Annotated in this window: 16 protein-coding genes and 1 pseudogene; 11 read left to right on the top strand and 6 right to left on the bottom strand. The window is 73.8% G+C overall.

The features are described 5' to 3' along the window. Positions 1-4 precede the first annotated feature (4 nt). Entirely contained in the window at positions 5-937 is a 933-nt protein-coding gene (locus tag NFX44_RS25020; protein WP_262286158.1) for an AraC family transcriptional regulator, read from the top strand. Positions 938-1100: 163 nt separating this feature from the next. Further along, entirely contained in the window at positions 1101-2687 is a 1587-nt protein-coding gene (locus tag NFX44_RS25015) for a DHA2 family efflux MFS transporter permease subunit (RefSeq protein WP_262286043.1), read from the top strand. Between the two features lie 82 nt (positions 2688-2769). Here the strand turns inward: NFX44_RS25015 and NFX44_RS25010 are convergent, their stop codons facing one another. After that, entirely contained in the window at positions 2770-3285 is a 516-nt protein-coding gene (locus NFX44_RS25010) for a DinB family protein (RefSeq protein ID WP_262286042.1), read from the bottom strand. A 162-nt stretch (positions 3286-3447) separates the two neighbouring features. Here NFX44_RS25010 and NFX44_RS25005 point away from each other — a divergent pair, with 162 nt between their 5' ends. The 3 genes from NFX44_RS25005 (at position 3448) to NFX44_RS24995 (ending at position 5167) form a co-directional block, all read left to right on the top strand. Continuing rightward, positions 3448-3861: a nuclear transport factor 2 family protein gene (locus NFX44_RS25005; RefSeq protein ID WP_262286041.1), complete on the top strand. Its 414-nt coding sequence runs from the start codon at positions 3448-3450 to the stop codon at positions 3859-3861. Positions 3862-3920: 59 nt separating this feature from the next. After that, positions 3921-4409, top strand: a complete 489-nt coding sequence (locus NFX44_RS25000) for an N-acetyltransferase (RefSeq protein ID WP_262286040.1) — start codon at positions 3921-3923, stop codon at positions 4407-4409. Between the two features lie 263 nt (positions 4410-4672). Beyond that, positions 4673-5167, top strand: coding sequence for a winged helix-turn-helix domain-containing protein (locus NFX44_RS24995; protein ID WP_262286039.1), 495 nt, complete (start codon positions 4673-4675; stop codon positions 5165-5167). Positions 5168-5296: 129 nt separating this feature from the next. On the opposite strand, the gene NFX44_RS24990 is transcribed toward NFX44_RS24995, so the two are convergent. Next, entirely contained in the window at positions 5297-9706 is a 4410-nt protein-coding gene (locus NFX44_RS24990; RefSeq protein WP_262286038.1) for a S8 family serine peptidase, read from the bottom strand. 244 nt (positions 9707-9950) lie between these two features. Here NFX44_RS24990 and NFX44_RS24985 point away from each other — a divergent pair, with 244 nt between their 5' ends. From NFX44_RS24985 to NFX44_RS24970, 4 genes are all read left to right on the top strand, one after another. Further along, positions 9951-10583 (top strand): winged helix-turn-helix domain-containing protein, encoded by a 633-nt coding sequence (locus NFX44_RS24985; RefSeq protein WP_262286037.1) that lies wholly within the window; start codon positions 9951-9953, stop codon positions 10581-10583. A gap of 184 nt (positions 10584-10767) precedes the next feature. Next, positions 10768-11493 carry a hypothetical protein gene (locus NFX44_RS24980; RefSeq protein ID WP_262286036.1) on the top strand — a complete coding sequence of 242 codons (726 nt, stop codon included), beginning with the start codon at positions 10768-10770 and terminating at the stop codon, positions 11491-11493. A 30-nt stretch (positions 11494-11523) separates the two neighbouring features. Continuing rightward, on the top strand, positions 11524-11748 hold the full coding sequence (locus NFX44_RS24975) for a hypothetical protein (RefSeq protein ID WP_262286035.1): 225 nt from the start codon (positions 11524-11526) through the stop codon (positions 11746-11748). A 36-nt stretch (positions 11749-11784) separates the two neighbouring features. Next, positions 11785-12876 carry a PIN domain-containing protein gene (locus tag NFX44_RS24970; protein ID WP_262286034.1) on the top strand — a complete coding sequence of 364 codons (1092 nt, stop codon included), beginning with the start codon at positions 11785-11787 and terminating at the stop codon, positions 12874-12876. A gap of 19 nt (positions 12877-12895) precedes the next feature. Here the strand turns inward: NFX44_RS24970 and NFX44_RS24965 are convergent, their stop codons facing one another. Continuing rightward, positions 12896-14128: a hypothetical protein gene (locus NFX44_RS24965; RefSeq protein ID WP_262286033.1), complete on the bottom strand. Its 1233-nt coding sequence runs from the start codon at positions 14126-14128 to the stop codon at positions 12896-12898. A gap of 89 nt (positions 14129-14217) precedes the next feature. Between NFX44_RS24965 and NFX44_RS24960 the strand changes: the two genes are divergently transcribed. Further along, positions 14218-14691, top strand: a complete 474-nt coding sequence (locus NFX44_RS24960) for a molybdenum cofactor biosysynthesis protein (protein WP_262286032.1) — start codon at positions 14218-14220, stop codon at positions 14689-14691. Between the two features lie 152 nt (positions 14692-14843). Further along, positions 14844-15419: a sigma-70 family RNA polymerase sigma factor gene (locus NFX44_RS24955; RefSeq protein ID WP_262286031.1), complete on the top strand. Its 576-nt coding sequence runs from the start codon at positions 14844-14846 to the stop codon at positions 15417-15419. 13 nt (positions 15420-15432) lie between these two features. Here the strand turns inward: NFX44_RS24955 and NFX44_RS24950 are convergent, their stop codons facing one another. The 3 genes and pseudogenes from NFX44_RS24950 to NFX44_RS24940 form a co-directional block, all read right to left on the bottom strand. After that, on the bottom strand, positions 15433-16170 hold the full coding sequence (locus tag NFX44_RS24950; protein WP_262286030.1) for a zf-HC2 domain-containing protein: 738 nt from the start codon (positions 16168-16170) through the stop codon (positions 15433-15435). A gap of 54 nt (positions 16171-16224) precedes the next feature. Next, positions 16225-17628 (bottom strand): acyl-CoA synthetase, encoded by a 1404-nt coding sequence (locus NFX44_RS24945; RefSeq protein ID WP_262286029.1) that lies wholly within the window; start codon positions 17626-17628, stop codon positions 16225-16227. Positions 17629-17854: 226 nt separating this feature from the next. After that, positions 17855-17980: pseudogene (locus NFX44_RS24940) on the bottom strand (phytochelatin synthase); the annotation flags it as partial.

Raw genomic sequence — 17980 nt, 5'->3', positions numbered from 1 at the left:
CCGGGTGGACGTGCTCGCCGACGTGCTCCGCGGGCTGCGCGCCCGGGACGCGTTCCTGCTCCGTACCGTGATGGACCCGCCCTGGTCGATCCTGGTCCGCGACGCCGCCCCGCTGAGCGTCACCACGGTGGTCCGGGGCAGCGCCTGGGTGGTGCCCCACGGCGGCGCCCCCGCGTCGCTGCGCCCCGGGGACGTGGCCGTGCTGCGCGGGCCCGACCCGTACACGGTGGCCGACCATCCGGACACCCCACCGCAGGTGGTGATCCATCCCGGGCAGCGCTGCACCACCCTCGCCGGGGAGGAGCTGACCGACACCATGGCGCTGGGCCTGCGTACCTGGGGCACCCGGCCGGACGGCGCCACCGCCCTGCTCACCGGCACGTACGCCAGCAGCGGCGCGGTCGGCGCCGGCCTGCTCGCGGCCCTGCCGCCCCTGGTGGTGCTGACCGCCGCCGACGGCGAGCTGCCGGTCGTCGCGCTGCTCGCCGCGGAGCTGGACCGCGACGGACCCGGGCAGGAGGCGGTGCTGGACCGGCTGCTCGACCTGCTCGTCATCGGGGTGCTGCGCACCTGGCTGGCCCGTCCCGGCGCGCGGCCGCCCGGCTGGTACCGGGCCTACACCGACCCGGTCGTCGGCCACGCGGTCCGGCTGGTCCAGCACGATCCGGCCCGGACCTGGACGGTGGGCGGTCTGGCCGCCGCCACCGGCGCCTCCCGGGCGGCGTTCGCCCGCCGGTTCACCGAACTGGTCGGCGAGCCGCCCATGACCTTCGTCACCAACTGGCGCCTCGCGCTCGCCGCCGACCTGCTGCGCGACACCGAGCTGACCCTCACCTCGGTGGCCCGCAGAGTCGGTTACAGCAGCCCGTTCGCGCTCAGTGCGGCGTTCAAGCGGGTCCGCGGCGTCAATCCGCGCGACCATCGGGCCATGGTCTGAGCCCGTCGCGCGTCGCCGGTGATCCCGGTAAACCGGCCGCGCGATGTCGCAGCCGGTCGCTACGCTTCCTGCCGGACGCCGCCCCATTGCACGTGACCCCGCGCTCCTCAAGGCGCGCGGCGCCGCCACCGCCCCCGACCGGACCTGAACCAGGAGACTGTTTGTGACCCAGCAACCTGTCGCGACATCGAACAAGCTCGACGCCGCGGTGCTCAAGGTGGCCGGCGTCGTCGTGCTCGGTGCGATCATGTCGATCCTCGACGTGACGGTCGTCAGCGTGGCGCTGCCGACCTTCCAGAGCGAGTTCGACGCCTCGTACGCCCGGGTGGCGTGGACGATGACCGGCTACACCCTCGCGCTGGCCACGGTGATCCCGCTCAGCGGGTGGGCCGCCGACCGGTTCGGCACCAAACGCCTCTACATGGTGGCGCTCGCGCTGTTCACCATCGGCTCGGGGCTGTGCGCCACCGCCGACTCGATCGGTGAGCTGATCGGCTGGCGTGTGGTCCAGGGCCTCGGCGGCGGCATGCTCATGCCGCTCGGCATGACGATCATGACCCGGGCCGCCGGCCCGCACCGGATCGGCCGGCTGATGGCCGTCCTCGGCATCCCGATGCTGCTCGGCCCGATCGGCGGCCCGATCCTCGGCGGCTGGCTCATCGACACCGCCAGCTGGCACTGGATCTTCCTGATCAACCTGCCGATCGGCGTGGTCGCGCTGATCTACGCCCAGCTCGCCCTGCCGAAGGACAACCCCGAGCCGTCGGAGTCGTTCGACTTCCTCGGCATGCTGATGCTCTCGCCCGGCCTGGCGCTCTTCCTCTACGGCGTCTCCTCGCTGCCGGAGGCCGGCACGGTGCGCGACAACAAGGTGTGGCTGCCCATGCTGGTCGGCGCCGTGCTCGTGGTGTCCTTCGTGGTCTACTCGTTCCGGCCCCGGCACCCGCTGCTCGACCTGCGGCTGTTCCGCAACCGCAACCTGAGCATCGCCACGGTGACCCTGTTCGTCTTCATCATCGCGTTCATGGGTGCGGGTCTGCTCTTCCCGAGCTACTTCCTGCAGGTCCGCGGCGAGTCGACGCTGACCGCCGGCCTGCTGATGGCGCCGCAGGGTCTCGGCGCGATGCTGACCATGCCGATCGCCGGCATGCTGGCCGACAAGGTTCCGGTCGGCCGGACGGTGCCGTTCGCGCTGGTGCTCATCGCCGCCGGGTTCTTCACCTTCACCCAGGTCGACCCGCACACGTCCTACTGGCTGCTCTGCGGCTCGCTGTTCGTGATGGGTCTGGGCATGGGTGGCACCATGATGCCGATCATGACCTCGGCGCTGAAGACCCTGCACGCCGCCGAGGTGGCCCGCGGCTCCACGCTGGTCAACATCCTCCAGCAGATCGGCGGCTCGGTCGGCGCCGCGGTGATGTCGGTGATCCTCACCAGCAAGCTGAACGGTTCCGAGGTGATCCCCGGCGTGACCGACCCGAGCGGCAAGCCGGTCACCCAGGCCGGCCTGGCCATCGCCGCGCAGCAGCGGCCGGAGCTGCTCCAGCAGTTCCCGGTGCCGCCGTCGCTGATCGAGCGCGGGCTCGACTTTGCGGCCAGCTCCTTCGCGACCACCTTCTGGGTGGGCTTCGGGCTGGTGCTGCTCACCTTCATCCCGGCCGCGCTCCTGCCCCGCCGGCGCGAGCCGTCGCACCTGCTCGACGGCGGGACGGGCGAGGAGCAGCGCCCCACGCCGGTGCCGATCCACTGACCGCCGGTCGGGCCGCCGGGCGTCGCCCGGCGGTTCGAACCCGGTCCGGCTCGCCGTTGCGGGGCCTGACGCCGAACGGGCGTCAGGCCCCGCCGGCCGTTCCGGCGCCGGCGGCGCGGCGGATGTCGAGCAGGTGGTGCTCGGCCTCGTGGACCGTGTGCCGGCCGAGCCAGCGCAGCGTCCGCGTCTCGGGCCGCGGCCACGGGTAGACGCCGGTGCGGGCCAGTTCGGTCTCCCCGAGCGCCGCGAAGCGGGCCGCGAACCCGTCGGCGGCCGTGGCCAGGTCGGCGAGGACCACCTCCGGCTCCTGCGCGTTGTAGCGCTCGGTGACCACCAGTTCGTCGCGGCCCATCGGCGCGAACTCCGGCGCGTCCACGCGCAGGGCCAGGGCCAGCCGGTCGGCCTGCACGCGGAACACGTCCCGGACGTGGCAGGCGTACTCCAGCGGCGACCACACCTCCGGTGCGGGGCGCCGGCGCGGGTCCGGCACCTCGCGCAGGGCGGCCGGATAGCGCCCGGCCAGGTCGCGCAACCGCTGCGGCAGCGCGCCGCTGTCGAGCGCGGAGTAGACGAACAGGCACTCGTCACACCGATCCACGCGTTCAAGATAGGCGGTGCGGCGGTGCGGCGGTGGGCTGCGGTGTGCCCGGTCGGTGGACGGCGCGTCGAATCCGCCCCGGCCGTGGACGCGCCGGCGGAGGATGAGCCGGGGCGGCCGAGGTCCGGGGTGCCCGGCGCAGGACGAGAACGGGAGCCGCCGATGACCGCCAACCGGGAGATCGTGGCGGACGCCTTCGCTTCCTGGTCCGCCGGCACCGGCGGCATCACCGGCATCTTCGCCGAGGACATGCGGTGGGAGATCACCGGCCGCTCCGTGGCCGCCGGGACGTACCATCCGACGCGCCAGTTCGTCGACGAGGTGCTGACCCCCTTCGACGCGCGCTTCACGGCCGAGGATCCCTTCCGGCCCGTGCTCATCCGGGGCATTCACGAGGACCCGACCACCGACACGGTGATCGTCGCGTGGAACGGCGCGGGCACCACCACGATCGGCACGACGTTCACCGACACGGTCGCCTGGTTCCTGCGGATGCGGGACGGCAAGGTGGTCGAGGGGACCGCTTTCTTCGACAGCACCGCCTTCAACGAACTCTGGCAGGACGTGCCCGCGTAGCGGAGGGGCGGCCGGCCCCGCCCCCGCCCCTGCCGTCGACCTCGACGAGACTGGACGGCATGCTGACGACGGTCGCGCCGGTGTCCCCGGGCCACGACGCGTTCGAGCCGGTGGTCGCCCTCTTCGACGACTACCGCGCGCACTACGGCCAACCACCGTCCGCTCCGCGCACCCGCGCCTGGCTGCACGACCAGGTCGCACAGCGCCGGCTCGCGGTCGCTGCCGCCGTCCGCGGCGAACAGGTCTGTGGCTTCATCACGACGGCCGTCATCCCGGCTTCGCTGCTGCTGGGTGCCGCGTGGTCGATCCGCGATCTCTACGTCGACCCGCACCACCGGCGCGGCGGTGTCGCGAAGGCGCTGCTCCAGCACGTCGTCGACGAGGCGCGGGCGGCCGGCGCGCTCCGCGTGTCCCTGCAGACGGAGGTCGACAACACTCCGGCCCGGACGCTCTACGCCGAGGTCGGCTTCCGGCCGGTGTCGGGACTGGAGCTGCTCAACCTCACCCTTGCCCCGAGCCGCCCGTATTCAGATATCTCCGCCGATTGATTCGTGTCACCGCGTTACATCGACGTTAACTGCTATACCAATCATCGTTATACGGCTATATGATGCCGATCAACAGATCAGCGTCGCCTCACAAAACGCCAGCCTCAGTCACATTTTCCGCGCCTGCGGGCCGCCGCGCGTCCGAATCCACCCGCGCCCGGCGGCCGATTCCCACCACCTGTGCCGCGCGTGCACCGGTCACTGTCCGGCGCGTGGAAAGGCCTCGCGAAAAGGGTGGAACGGAAGGGCGGATGATGGCGGGGGTGCCGTCCTTGGTCATCGGTATCGCGTCCTCGGCCGCGGAGCGCCGGCAGTTGGCCCAACTGCTCGGCGGCACCGAGACGTTCCTGATCGTCTCAAGCGCGCACCAGGCGCGACGCTTCCTCGACCTGCTCCGCGCGCCCGGTGCGGCGCGCCCCGCCCCCGCCCGCGACGCGGTCGCCGACGACCCGCCGCCGGCCGGCCCGGCGGTGTCCGGCCTGGACGTCGACTCCGACCGGCGCATGTTGCGGTGGCGGGAGCGCGAGGTCGGGTTGACGCCGCTGGAACACGACCTCCTGGTCTGCCTCGCCCGCACACCGGGCCAGGTTTGGACCTACGCGCAGCTGCACCGGGCGGTGTGGGGCAACGACCACCTGGGGCGCGGCTCCGACATGCACTCGGTGGTGCGCCGGGTGCGGCGCAAGCTGGGCCGGATCGGTGCCGCGCCGACGATCCTCGCGGTGCGCGGCATCGGTTTCCGCCTCGCGGCGTCCTGACCCGGCACGCGCCCGTCGGCGCGTGCGGAAGGCCGCGCGTAGACCCTCTGAGCAGGGCCGCGATCGTGGTCCGGGCCGCCCGGCGGGGGAGCGCCGGGCGGGCCGGACCTCACGGTCGGCGGTCAGGGGTCAACAGCGGATGGGGGACAGGGTGAAGTCCTCCACGGTGGGCGTGGTGTTGTTGATCTTCGTCTGGCGCGTCTGGGGCTTCCAGCCGTCCTTGGCGACGATGATGCTGAGCGGGTTGTTGCGCCGGTCCATCCAGTAGGCGTACCTGCCGTCGGCGTCGGTGGCGAAGGTCCAGGACATCGCCCACGAGTCGACCTGGACGACCGCGCCGGGAAGCGGTGTGACGGCGCCCTGGCAGCTCCTGCCGGAGACCGTGCCCATCAGCTTGCCCCAGCTGGTCGGCGGCTGCGCGATCATCGTGACCGCCACCGGCGGCACGGTGTACGGCGTGTTCTCCTTGATCGCGACCGACGCCGAGTAGGTGCCCGGCTGGTCCACGTTGGCCGTCATGCCGACGGTGACCGTGACCTTCTCACCGGGCGCCAGGGTGACCTTCGACTTGTCGATGGTCAGCCAGCTGACGTCCGCCGGGCCCTCGGCGCACTCCTCGAGGCCGGGCAGCACCTCGCTGTCGGCCGTGGCGTTGAAGCTGCCCGAGGAGCCGCCGATCTTGTAGAAGCCGCACGCCGCACCACCGCGGTAGCGGGGGGTGTTGGCGTTGGGCAGGTTCGCCCACGAGTCGGTGGCCGGGTCGTACGCGAAGCCGGCGTTGGTGATGGCGCCGCCCTGCGAGCCACCGACCACCAGGAGCTTGCCGTTCGCCACGGCGAACGAGCTCGCCCAGTTGTCGGCCGGGGCGTCCGCGACGGCGGTCCAGGCGTTTGCGGCCGGGTCGAACGCGTAGCTGGCCTTCTGCGCGACGGAACCGTCGTTGCCGCCGGTGCAGTAGACCGTGCCGCCGATCCCGCCGCAGGACGCGAACGCGACCGACTTCGGGTAGTTCGGCAGGGTCTCCCAGGCGTCGGTGCCCGGGTCGTAGCGGACCACCGAGTTGGACATCGGCAAGCAGCTGGCGGTGGTGCAGCCGCCGACGGCGTACAGCTTGCCGTCCGCGACGGCCTGACCGGCGGCGGCCCGCGGCGCCGGGTTGTCGGCCTTCCTCGTCCAGGTGTTGGCCGCCGGGTCGTACGACCAGGTGGCGGCATCCGGTCCGGCGGCGCCCCAGCCGCCGGTGGCGATGATCTTGCCGTCGACCACCCCGACCGTCATGGCGTTGCGGGCGGAGGGGAGGTCGGCGATCGCCGTCCAGCTCTGGGCGATCGGGTCGTACACGTAGTTCTTCGCGCTGGACGTCGTGCCGTCACCGCCGGCGATCGAGTAGATCTTGCCGTCGAGGTTCACCACCCGGTTGTCCATCACGTTGGCCGGGTAGTTGGCGATGCCCGTCCAGGGTTGCGCCTGGGGACCGGCCGGCGCGGCGGCCGCGGTGGCCGACTTGCCGGACGGACGGGCGGCGAGCGACGTCGGGGTGGTGAGCCGCTGCGCCGGCGCGCCGGTCGAGCCGAGCAGCTTCTGCTCGGACAGCTGGGACCCGTCGGCCCGCTGCAGCACGAACCCGCCGTCACGCTCGCTGAACTCGACGGTGACCGGGGCCCCGCCGGTGTTGGTCACCGTGAAGGTCTTGCTGACCTTGCCGGTGGGCATCCGAACCGTGCCGGTCACCGACGTCGGCTGCACGGCCAGCCGGCCCGCGGCCAGCTGGAAGTTCGCCGCCGTCGCCCAGTCGGTCTCGACGTCGACCTGCTTGGTCTGGCTGACGTAGTTGCCGGCCCTGGCGGTGAACGGGTGCTGGCCGGTCAGCGACGAGAACATCCAGTAGAAGCCGTCGGGGAGCTCGGTGTCGTCCGGGGTCGCCACGGTGGTGGCCTTCTCCGCCGGGCGGTCGTCACTCGTGACGGTGGCGCCGTTGACGTAGCCGCTGTCGTTCTTGTCCCGGACGTGGCCGAGCACCAGCCCGCCCTCGACCGGCTTGCAGACGATCTTGCTGCCGATCAGCACGTTGTCGACCTGCCACCACCATTCCCAGGAGGCGTCGTAGTAGTGGAAGCGCACCTGGACCTGCGCCTGGCCCGCCGCCTGCGGGATGGGCACCTCGGTGACCCGCGGCCCGCGCACGTCGGCCGCCTGCCGCAGCACGTTGCTCCAGGTGGTGCCGCCGTCGAGGCTCAGGTCGACGTCCGCCCGGTCGGAGCTCAGCCAGTTGAAGTCCTGGTTGAACCGGATCACCGGTGCGGCGACATCGGTCAGGTTGACGACGGGGCTGACCAGCGAGGTGTCCTGCCGGCCGCCGCTGCCGTAGTCGTCGCTGTCGATGATGGCGAACCCGCCGGAGCCGCCGGTCAGGTTGCCCCGGTCGCCGCTGTCGGTGAACTTCCAGACCTGGCCGGTGCCGGCGTTGTCCACGACGGACCAGCCGTCGGGCACGCTCGTGCCGTCGAAGGTCTCGTACTCGCCGTCGGAGCTGTTGGTGTAGCCGGGCGCCGCGGTGCACGCGTTCGGGTCGACCGGGACGGCGATGTTGCTGGTGGTGTTGCCCGAGCCGACCACGACCTCCTTGGTCACGGCCGGGTAGCCCGGGTACTGCGACTCGACCTTGAGCCGGTAGGTCGCCCCGGCCGGCAGCCTCAGGCTGTAGCGGCCGTTGGCGGGAGTGGTGTAGTCGGAGACCGGCAGGCCCTCGACGCTCACCTTCGCGTAGAGCGGCCAGCCGTGTCCGGAGCCGTCCGTGACCTGGCCGCTGACGGTGACGCTCGGCACCGCCGTCAGCGCGACGTCGAGCGTCGTGGTCGCGTTCTTGGTCACCGTCGCCGTGAGCGTCCTGGTCTGGTAACCGAACGCCGAGACGGTGACCTGGTAGTCGCCCGCCGGCAGCAGAGACGAGTACGTCCCGTCGGCGGCGGTGGTCAGCGAGCGGGTCGCCGGGCCGGTCAGGGCGATGGTGGCGCCGGCGACCGGGGCGCCGGTGGCCGAGTCGGTCACCTTGCCGGCCAGGGTGCCGTTGTCGCCGATCGGTGCGGCGTTGAGCAGCGCCAGCGCGTCCAGCCGGCCCTCCCCGTAGACGTTGTTGTCGTCGGTGGTGCCACCGCACTGCGTGTCGGCCTTGTCCACGGCGGTGTCGTTCAGCAGCGCGCGGGTCGCCGTGACGTCACCGACGAGCGTGGGCGCCGCCGACCAGAGCAGCGCGATCGCCCCGGCGAGGTGCGGCGCCGCCATCGAGGTGCCGCTGTAGCTGGCGTAGGAGTTGTCCGGGACGCTGGACCGGACGTTGACCCCGGGCGCCGACAGGTTCGGCTTGATCTCGCCGTTCTGCCCGGTGCCGCGGGAGGAGAAGCTGGCGATGTTGTTGTTGATGTCGTACGCGCCGGCCGAGTAGTTGCTGGCCAGGCTGCCCGGGGAGCCGCTGGTCTGGCAGGCCGGCCCGTTGTTGCCGTTGGACCAGGTGCCGAAGATGCCCGAGGCGGTCCAGGCGTTGGTCACGTCCTCCATGAACGGCTCGGTGGAGGGCAGCGTGGTGCCCCACGAGTTGTTGATGATGTTCGGCCGTTTGCTGGCGTCCGGGTTCTGCCCGTTGAGGTCGGTGGGCTCCAGCATCCACTGGCCGGAGGAGACCAGCGCGGCGTCGGTCGGGCAGCACCCGTTCGCGGCGATCCACTTGACCTCGGGGGCGACGCCGATCTGGTTGGCGCCGTCGGAGCCGGCCATGGTGCCCATCGTGTGCGTGCCGTGGCCGTCCTCGTCGCACGGCGTGGTGGCGCAGGTGCCGGCGGCGTCGAACCAGTTGTAGTTGTGGTCGAAGGTGCCGTCACCGTTGTTGCCGCGGTACGAGTTGACCAGCGCCGGGTGGTCGAACTGGACGCCGCTGTCGATGCTCGCCACGGTGATGCCGGCGCCCTTGACCCCGTACTGCGACCAGACGTCGTCGGCGTTGATGTTCGCGATGCCCCACTCCAGGGCGTTCACCGACTTCTCGTCGGTGCCCTGGGTCACCTCGGGGAGCTTGTACTCGACCGGGGCGTAGAGGCCGTCCACCTCGGCGTGGGCGGCGAGGTTCTGCGCCATGGTGAGCGAACTGCCGGTGACCTTGATGGCGTTGGTGGCCCAGAAGGTCTGGTACTTCGTGCCGGAGCGGTCAAGCTCGGCGCGGATCTTCGCCTGGCTGTCGGCGGCGGTCTTCTTCAGCGCGTCGGCGACCGCGGTGCCCCGCTCGGCCCAGTCCTTGACGGCCCCGGCCTTGCCCAGGTCGGCCTTGGCGCCGAAGTGGATCCAGAAGTCGCCCTCGCTCTTGCCCTGCAGCTGCCGGGTGAGTTCGGGGCGGATCTTGTCGTCGGCGGACGCGCCGGTTCCCGTTCCGGTCTGCGCAGCCTGTGCGGCTGTGCCGGTGGCGGCCAGGGCGGTCGCGGCGAGAACCAGGGCCGCGCCCGCGCTCACCAGCCGACCGGCCAGGCCCCTCCTGTGTGGATGTCTCAGCATCGGTGCTGCCTCCTCCAGAACGACCCGCGGATGTTCGAGCCATGGCGGAAGGCGCAGGAGACACCCTCTCCCCTCGGATCGCGCCGGATTGAACGAGCCCCCCAAGCCCCCTGGGCGCCGTGCGGGTCTACGCCGGCTGCCTGAGTGGACACTATGATCGACAGGAAAGCGCGATCAAGCACTCTACGTGAGCAACATGTCACCAACAGGCCCCCGTCGGTCGGCCCGGTTGACATTGACTGTCATGGCGATTCTCGAGAGCGGCGATCCGTGCCGCCGGTTGCTCCGGGCGGGGGTGACGGTGACCGAGAAGGACACGAGCGGGGCGACCGGTGGTCCCGACCCGGTGGAGCACCCGTTCCCGCTGGTGATCGGGGTGACGTCGTCACCGGCCGAACGGATCCGCCTCACCGAGCTCCTCGACGGCGTCGCGCCCCTGCTCCTGGTCGCCGACCTCGACGAACTGCGCAGGCTGCTCACGCCCGCCGCGCCACCGGCGGATCTCGACGTGCCGCCACCCGCCACCCCGGCGCCTCCGGCGCCGGACGACACGCTGGTGATCGACGCCGCCCGCTCCACCGCCCGGTGGGGCGACCGGGAGATCGTCCTCACCCGCCTCGAACGCGACCTGCTGGCCTGCCTGACCACCGAGCCCGTCCGGGTCTGGAGCTACGCCGAGCTGCACCGATCCGTCTGGCACGACGAGGGGCTGCGACACAAGGCGGACGTCCAGTCCCTGGTCAAGCGGCTGCGCCGCAAGCTCGACCAGTTGGGCACCGGCGTCACCGTCGTCGCGGTGCGCGGTGTCGGACTCCGGCTGACCGACCACCGGCGGCCCCGGGCGCAGGGCACCGGCCACCGGCCGAACGGCCGCTAGGACCCGCGTCGACCGTCCACGCGGGTGACGGACTACGTCGGGGAGCGTACGGGTGTACCCGCCCTGACGTACCCCGGAGACCGCCCCACGTCGGACGGCACGCCGCCCGCGCGCTGACACCATGACTTTCCGATGGACGCGCGTACCGGATCGTCCGGCGCGTCCGGCCACAAGGGAGGGTCGAATGGGACCGAATCGGATCAGGGAGGCGGACGGTGCGGCGCCGCCGCGGGCGGCGGATGCCCCGGCCCGGCACTGGGGCTGGTGGGGCATCGTCTTCGTGGTCGCCTTCGTCGCCAGCATCGTCGCCGGCAGCCTTCTGAAGGTGGGGGAGAGCCTCTATCTGCCCGACGCCTCCGTCGCGCAGCTGCGGGGCTTCTACGCCACGAGCGCCGTGGCGGTGCTGGTCCAGTCCGCGTTGCAGATCCTGTCGGCGGTCGCCCTGTACCGGTTCGGGTGGCGGCTGCGCGCCGCCCTGCGGACGGAAGGCACCCGTGCCGGCGCCGTGCTGGGTTGGGGGACCGCGATCACGGCGGGGTCGCTGCTCGCCTCGGTGGTGTGCGGGCTGGTCCTGCTGCTGGTCGCGGCGCGGGCCGGCGACACGACCGTCGCCGCTCTCGGCCGGGCCGCGCTGCTGCTCGGCGGTGCGGCGCACCTGCTCGGCGCCGGCCTCCTGATCACCGCGGCCTCGGCGGTCGCGCGGGGTTCGCACCGGCGGCCGCGCTGGGTGTTCGGCTACGGGCGGGTCGTGGGACCGCTGGTGGCGGCCTCCGCCCTGTCGATCCTGGTGCCGCCGCTCGTCCGGCCGGAGCCGGCGTTCCGGCTCCTCGCGGCCGTCTGGCTCGTCGGCATGGGCGTCGGCGTCCTGCGGAGGGCCTTCGACGAAGTGGGGCAGGACGTGCCGGCGTAGCGCCTAGGCTGGCGGAAGGAGGTGGCAGCGGTGGACGTTCGCGGGGACCGGTCGACGGCGCGGCGGAAGCGCCTGCTCCTGGCCGGCCTGCTGGCGGTGGTCGGGCTGATCCTGCTGCTGCTCGGCCTCACCGTCGCCAACGGCGCCGTGGCCGGCGTCGAGGTCGTGCTGGCCCTGCTGCTCCTGGTCGGCAGCTACGCGATCCAGCACGTGGCCCGCCGCGACACCCTCTACCGCGACGAGCGGCCTCGGTGAGCGGGCCGGACCCGGAACCCGGCTAGGCTGGCCGGCGTGGATCAGGAAGACCGGATCGCGCTGTTCCTCGACTACGAGAACCTGGCGCTGGGTGTGCGTGACCATCACGGCGGTCGGCCGTTCGATTTCCGCCCGATCGCCGACGCTCTCGCCGAGCGCGGCCGGGTGGTGGTGCGCCGCGCCTACGCGGACTGGTCGTACTTCGACGAGGACCGGCGGATGCTCACCCGGTCGCACGTCGAGCTCATCGAGATACCGCAGCGGATGGGCGCCTCCCGGAAGAACGCGGCCGACATCAAGATGGCCGTCGACGCCGTCGAGCTGGCCTTCGAGCGGGGGTACATCTCCACGTTCGTGATCTGCACCGGGGACAGCGACTTCACGCCGCTGGTGCACAAGCTCCGCGAACTCAACAAGCGGGTGATCGGGGTCGGTGTGGAGAACTCCACCTCGGCGCTGCTTCCGCCCGCCTGCGACGAGTTCCTCTTCTACGACCGCCTCGAAGGGGTCGACGTGCCGCCCGCGGCCGGCCGCCGGGGTCGGGCGGCCCGCCCGGCCGGGCCCGAGACGACGCCGCCGGCGGAGCCGCAGGCCGAGGCGCCGGCCGAGGTCGCGCCGGCCGGGGAGGAAGCCGCCCGGGACGTCGACACGCTCGCCGTGCTGGTGGCCCAGACCGTGGCCGGTATGCAGGGCAGCTCCAGCGGCGAGGTGACGGCCTCCGGCCTGAAGCGCACCCTGCTCCGCAAGGACCCGACGTTCAGCGAGTCCGACTACGGCTTCCGCACCTTCGGGGAGCTGCTTCGCCACCTGGCCGGGCACAACGTCATCGAGCTCGCCGAGGGACCCGCCAAGGGCGACCCGGAGGTGTCGCTGCCCGAGCGCGGCGACCGGGAGGTGGCCTTCGCGCTGCTGCGGTCCGTGGTGGTGGACCTGGCCGGCGAGGGCGGCGCGGTGGCGCTGTCCGGGCTCAAGGACCAGCTCCGCCGGGCGCGGCCCGACTTCAGCGAGAAGAAGCTCGGCTACCGCAGCTTCCTCCAGTTCTGCAAGGCGGCCGCCACGAGCGGCGCCGTGGCGCTGCGGTGGAGCCCGGAGGCGGAGGACTACCTGCTCACCCCGCAGACCCCCTGAGGTCGGGTGCCGCCCTCGTTCAGGTGCGGCGGCACAGCAGCGGGTCCAGCACCGGCAGGCGGAGCGGATCCAGGCAGACGCCCGCCCGGGCGGGCTCGGTCGGGGACGGCGAGCCGGTCGGCGTGACGGAGGGGCTCGCGGTCGGTGCCACGGCCGGGGGCGGGCTCCCGGTGGGGCTCACCACCGGCGGAGGGGTCGACGGTGCGGGTGCCGGGGGCGTCGTGGCGCGGGAGGGCGCGGGCAGCGCGACGGGCTCCGTGCCGACCGGGACCGAAGGTCCGGCCGGGCGCCGGCCACCGTCGGCCGGCCGGGGGCGCCGGGTGGGTTCGCCGGCGGGAGACCGGGCCGGGCCACCGTCGGGCTGGTCGGGTGTGTTGAGGGCCGGGTCCGCTGCGAGGTCGTCGTCGGGGTCTTCGGCCGGGCCGACCTGGGCCCCTGCGGCCGGGCGCAGCGGCCCGGCCGTCGCCGGCCAGGTGCCCGCGGCCGCCACCCCGAGGAGCACCGCGACCGCTACGGCACCGGCCGCGACCAGGCGCTCGGGACGCCGCCGCTCCGCCGGGGCGTCCGCGACACCGAGCGGTCGCGGCGGGCGCGGCCGGGCGGCGCGGTGTGCGGCCAGCAACGCGTCGAGCTGAGTGCCGACAGCGTCGCGGGTCCCGGTGGCGGTGGCGTACGCCAGAGTGAGGTAGAAGCGGAAGTTCGCCGCGCCGGTGACCGGCACCCGGAGTCCGTCCGGGCGCCGGCCGTCCCCCGGGTGCAGCAGGGTGACCGGCAGGTCGGTGTGGTGCCCGAGGCCGAGCAGCTCACCGTGGGCCCACTCGCGGCGGACGGCCCGCCCGGCGAAGGCGACCCGCCGGTCGGTCACCACGGCGGCGCCGCTGTCGACCACCCGCAGGCCGGCCGGGAGCACGCCGTCGGCCGGGTCGAGCAGGTCCGCGGTCAGCGCCGGAGCCGGCGCGGGGAGCCCGGGCACGTGCCGGGCCTCCGCCTCGACCAGCTCGACGACCGGCACGATGCGGTAGACCACCTCGCCGTCGTCCAGCCCGATCGGAAGCTCCGTGCCGGGGAGGGTGCACCCGTGGAACCCGGTCGCCTCGATCCGGAGCCGCTCCAGGTGCTCGTCGCGCCGGCGCCACGTCCGGGCCGCCGCCTCGTGCGCGCGCCGCCGGCGTTCGTTCTCGCGCCGTGCCCACGCAATCTGTCGTCCCAGCTCCGGGTGACGCCCGGCCGGGGGAAACCGTCTCGCCGTCACAACCGGTACAACGGCCTCCACCCAGCGTGGACACGTGAGGATGGCTATCGTCCGCTTTGGTGCCGGTACGTCCGTGCGAGAATCGGCGCATGCCGCAGATCGTCCAGTTGCTGGCCTCGCCGGTGCACCGCTACGTGGGCCGGCCGGCCGACGGCCCGGCCCCCGCGCCGCCCGGCGAACTGGTCGAGGACGTCCGGATCCGGGCCGGTCTGGGCATCGTCGGCGACCGCTACTTCGGCCGGCCGGCGCACCGCGAGGCGAGCGTGACCCTGATCGCGCAGGAGTCGCTGCCCGCCGGCGCCGACCTCACCCAGGTCCGGCGCAACGTGCTGACCCACGGCATTCCCGTGGACGAGCTGGTCGGCCTGGTGCTCACCCTGGACTCCGGCGACGGGCCGGTCCGCCTGCGCGTCCACCGGGCCGCGCCGCCCTGCGCCTGGCTGGACGTCACCGTCGCGCCCGGCACCTGGAAGGCGCTGCGCGGCCGGGGCGGCGTCCGCTGTGCCCCGCTCAACGACGGCGTCCTGCGGGTCGGGCCGGTCGAGGTGACCGTCGACTCCTGACCCGGCCCGGGAACTTTCCGGCCCCGCCGGCCGACCAACCTGCGACCGTCCGGTCGGCGGCGGGGTGACGAGGAGGACGGCGGGATGAACCGAGCGGGGCCCGCGCCCGTACCGTCGACCATGACGGTGGTGGACCGGCGGGCCGGTCGCGGATGAGCGCCGAGCCCGACGACGAGCAGGTGACCCGATGGGCGCGGCGGGCCGGCCGGGGCGACCAGCAGGCCGCCGCCGCGTTTGTCCGGGCACTCCAGGGGCCGGTGTGGCGGTTCCTCGCGCACCTGGCCGGTCCCGCCGAGGCCGACGACCTGACCCAGGAGACGTTTCTGCGCGCGCTGCGCAGCCTGCCCGGTTTCGCCGGCCGGTCCGCGGCCCGTACCTGGGTGTTCACCATCGCCCGCCGGGTCGCCGTGGACCACGTCCGGGCCGCGACGGCGCGCCCCCGGGTGGCCGCGCTGCCGGACTGGCAGGCCGCCGCCGAGACGGCCGGGGCGGTCACCCCGGGCGGGGACGAGGCCGTGACCCTGCGCGGGCTGATCGCCGGGCTCGCCCCGGAGCGGCGGGAGGCGTTCGTCGCCACCCAGGTGCTCGGCCTCTCCTACGCCGAGGCCGCGGAAGTGTGCGGCTGCCCGGTCGGCACCATCCGGTCCCGGGTCGCCCGGGCCCGTGAGGACCTGGTCGCCGCCTGGCAGGGCGACGCCCGGCCGACCCGGGGCAGCCGGGTGGTCTGACGGCGCCCGACGGTCAGGCGGCCCGGCGGTCGCGGGCCTGCGCGGCGTACGGCGTGGGCGGCAGCAGGCGCAGCGGGGCCGGCTCGGACGGCTCCTCGGTGCGCAGCGACCAGCGGGACCCGGCCGACCGGCCCTGCCGGGGCGGTGTGCCGCCCGGGCGCCACCGGGGCCGGGCGAGCAGCACCATCACCACCCAGCCGACCAGCAGGAAGCCGTGGCTGACCAGCCGCTGCACCGCCACCTGCCCGGTGATCAGGTCGTTCACCGACAGCAGCACCAGGGTGGCGACGAACGCGCTGAGCATCGGCAGCAGCCCGGCCGGGGCGGAGCGCCGCAGCGCCACGTAGAGGAAGCCGGCGCCCACGGCCACGTTCCAGGCGGCCGACTCGTGCCAGAGGTGCTGGCCGGTGGTGTGCACGTGGTCGATCACGGCCTCCCGGCCCACCTGGGCCAGGCCGAGCACGAGCTGCACGGCGCCGAGCAGCCCGAGCACCCCGCGCAGCCCGAGCGCCACGCGCTCCGGCCACCCGGGCCGGGCCGGCGGCGCCGCGGCGAGCACCGCGTCGACCAGGTCGGGCACCGGCGGGGCGAGCTGCGTCCGGGCCCGCCGGGTCACCGCGACGGCCGACTCGAACCAGCCCCGGCAGCCGGCGCAGCCCGCCAGGTGCGCCTCGGCCGCCGCGCTCTCCGACCGGGTCGCCTCCCCGTCCAGCTCCGCCGACAGGATCTCCCGCCACTGCTCACACGCCATGTACAGGTAGTCGTCCGCACCGGCCGCCTGGTTCCCGGGGGTCCCGGCGCGGGGTCACCCCTCGGCCAGCAGGTTCTTCTGCACTTTCCCCATGGCGTTGCGGGGCAGGGCGTCGACGAGCCGCACCTGCCGGGGGCGCTTGTGCGCCGACAGCTGCCGGGCCACGAAGTCGATCAGCTCGGCCTCCCGCAGGCCGTCCCCGACCACGTAGGCGGTCACCTGCTGGCCCAGGTCCGGGTGCGGCGTGCCCACCACGGCCGCCTCGCGCACCCCGGGATGGGTGAGCAGGGCGTCCTCCACCTCGCCGGCCCCGATCCGGTAGCCGCCGCTCTTGATGAGGTCGGTGGCGGCCCGGCCGACGAACCGGTGGCAGCCGTCCGGCCCGACCGTCGCCACGTCGCCGGTGCGGAACCAGCCGTCCGCCGTCCGGCTGGCCGCGTCGGCGTCCGGCCGGTGCAGGTAGCCGTCGAAGAGGGTGCCGCCGCGCACCTGGAGTTCGCCCATCGCGTCGGCGGGCAGCGGGTCGCCCTGCTCGTCCACCACCCGCGTGTGCACCCCGGGCAGCGGCAGGCCCACCGTGCCGGGCCGCCGCGGCCCGTCGTCCCGGGCGCTCACGGTGATCAGGGTCTCGGTCATGCCGTACCGCTCGACGACCCGGTGACCGGCCAGGCCGGCGAGCGCCGCGAAGACCGGCTCGGGCAGCGCCGCGCTGCCGGAGACCAGCAGCCGCGCCCCGCGCAGCGCCCGCGCCGCGTCCCGGTCCGCGGCGATCCGCGACCAGATCGTGGGTACGCCGAAGTAGAGCGAGCCGCCGGCGGCCGCGTACCGCTCGGGGCGGGGCCGGCCGACGTGGTGCAGCCGGCCGCCGAGCCGCAGCGGGCCGAGCACGCCGAGCACCAGCCCGTGCACGTGGAACAGCGGCAGCCCGTGCACCAGCAGGTCGTCGGGCGTCCACGACCAGGCGTCGGCGAGCCCGTCCAGGCAGGCGGCGACGGCCCGGCGGGACAGCACCGCGCCCTTCGGGGCGCCCGTGGTGCCGCTCGTGTAGAGGATCAGCGCGGTGGCCGCAGGCTCCGGATCCGGGTGCCGGGTGTCCGACCGCCGGGTCAGGTCGACCGGCACGGCCGGGGGTGCCGCGGCAGACCCGAACGGTTCGCCGCCGGCGGGCGTCAGCAGCGCCTCGGCGCCCGAGTCGCGCAGGATGTGGTCGCGTTCCACCGGCCCGGCGTCCGGCGGCACCGGGACGACGGCCGCGCCGGCCAGCAGCCCGCCCACCACCCCGACCACGGTTTCCAGGGTGGGCGTGGCCGGCACGGCGACCCGTCCGACGCCGCGCAGGTCGTCGGCGACCGCGGCGGCCATCCGGCGCAGCTCGACCCAGGACACCGACCGGTCGCCGACCCGGACCGCCTCCGGACCCTCGTCGGTCGACTCGGACAGCCAGCTCAGCAGCGGCACGCCACGGCTCCTCCCCGATCGCACCACGGCCCCGCGTCGCCGGGGCGAAGCCCGGCTGCCGGGCCCGTGGGCAGTGTGCCATCGTTGGCCGTCCGGAACGGCATGGAGCAGGTCGAGGTGCCCGACGAGGCCGGTGAGCCGGTGCGCGCGGGCGATCGTTGACCAGACGCGCGAAAAGGGCCCGACCCCTTCGTGGGGTCGGGCCCTTTCGTGTGTTGCTGTTTTGTCAGGAGGCGCTGTAGCCGCGGGTGGCGATCCAGTCGGCCAGGTTGTCGACGCTGATGCGGTAGGAGGCGGTGTTGGGGTTGGCGCTGTCGGCGATGGTCACGGTGTGGCCGTCGTTCTGGTAGCC

Origin of the sequence: Micromonospora sp. MA102 (assembly GCF_025460765.1) — a bacterium.
In the GTDB taxonomy this organism is placed as follows: domain Bacteria; phylum Actinomycetota; class Actinomycetes; order Mycobacteriales; family Micromonosporaceae; genus Micromonospora; species Micromonospora halotolerans.
This window is presented reverse-complemented; position numbering and strand designations above follow the sequence as displayed.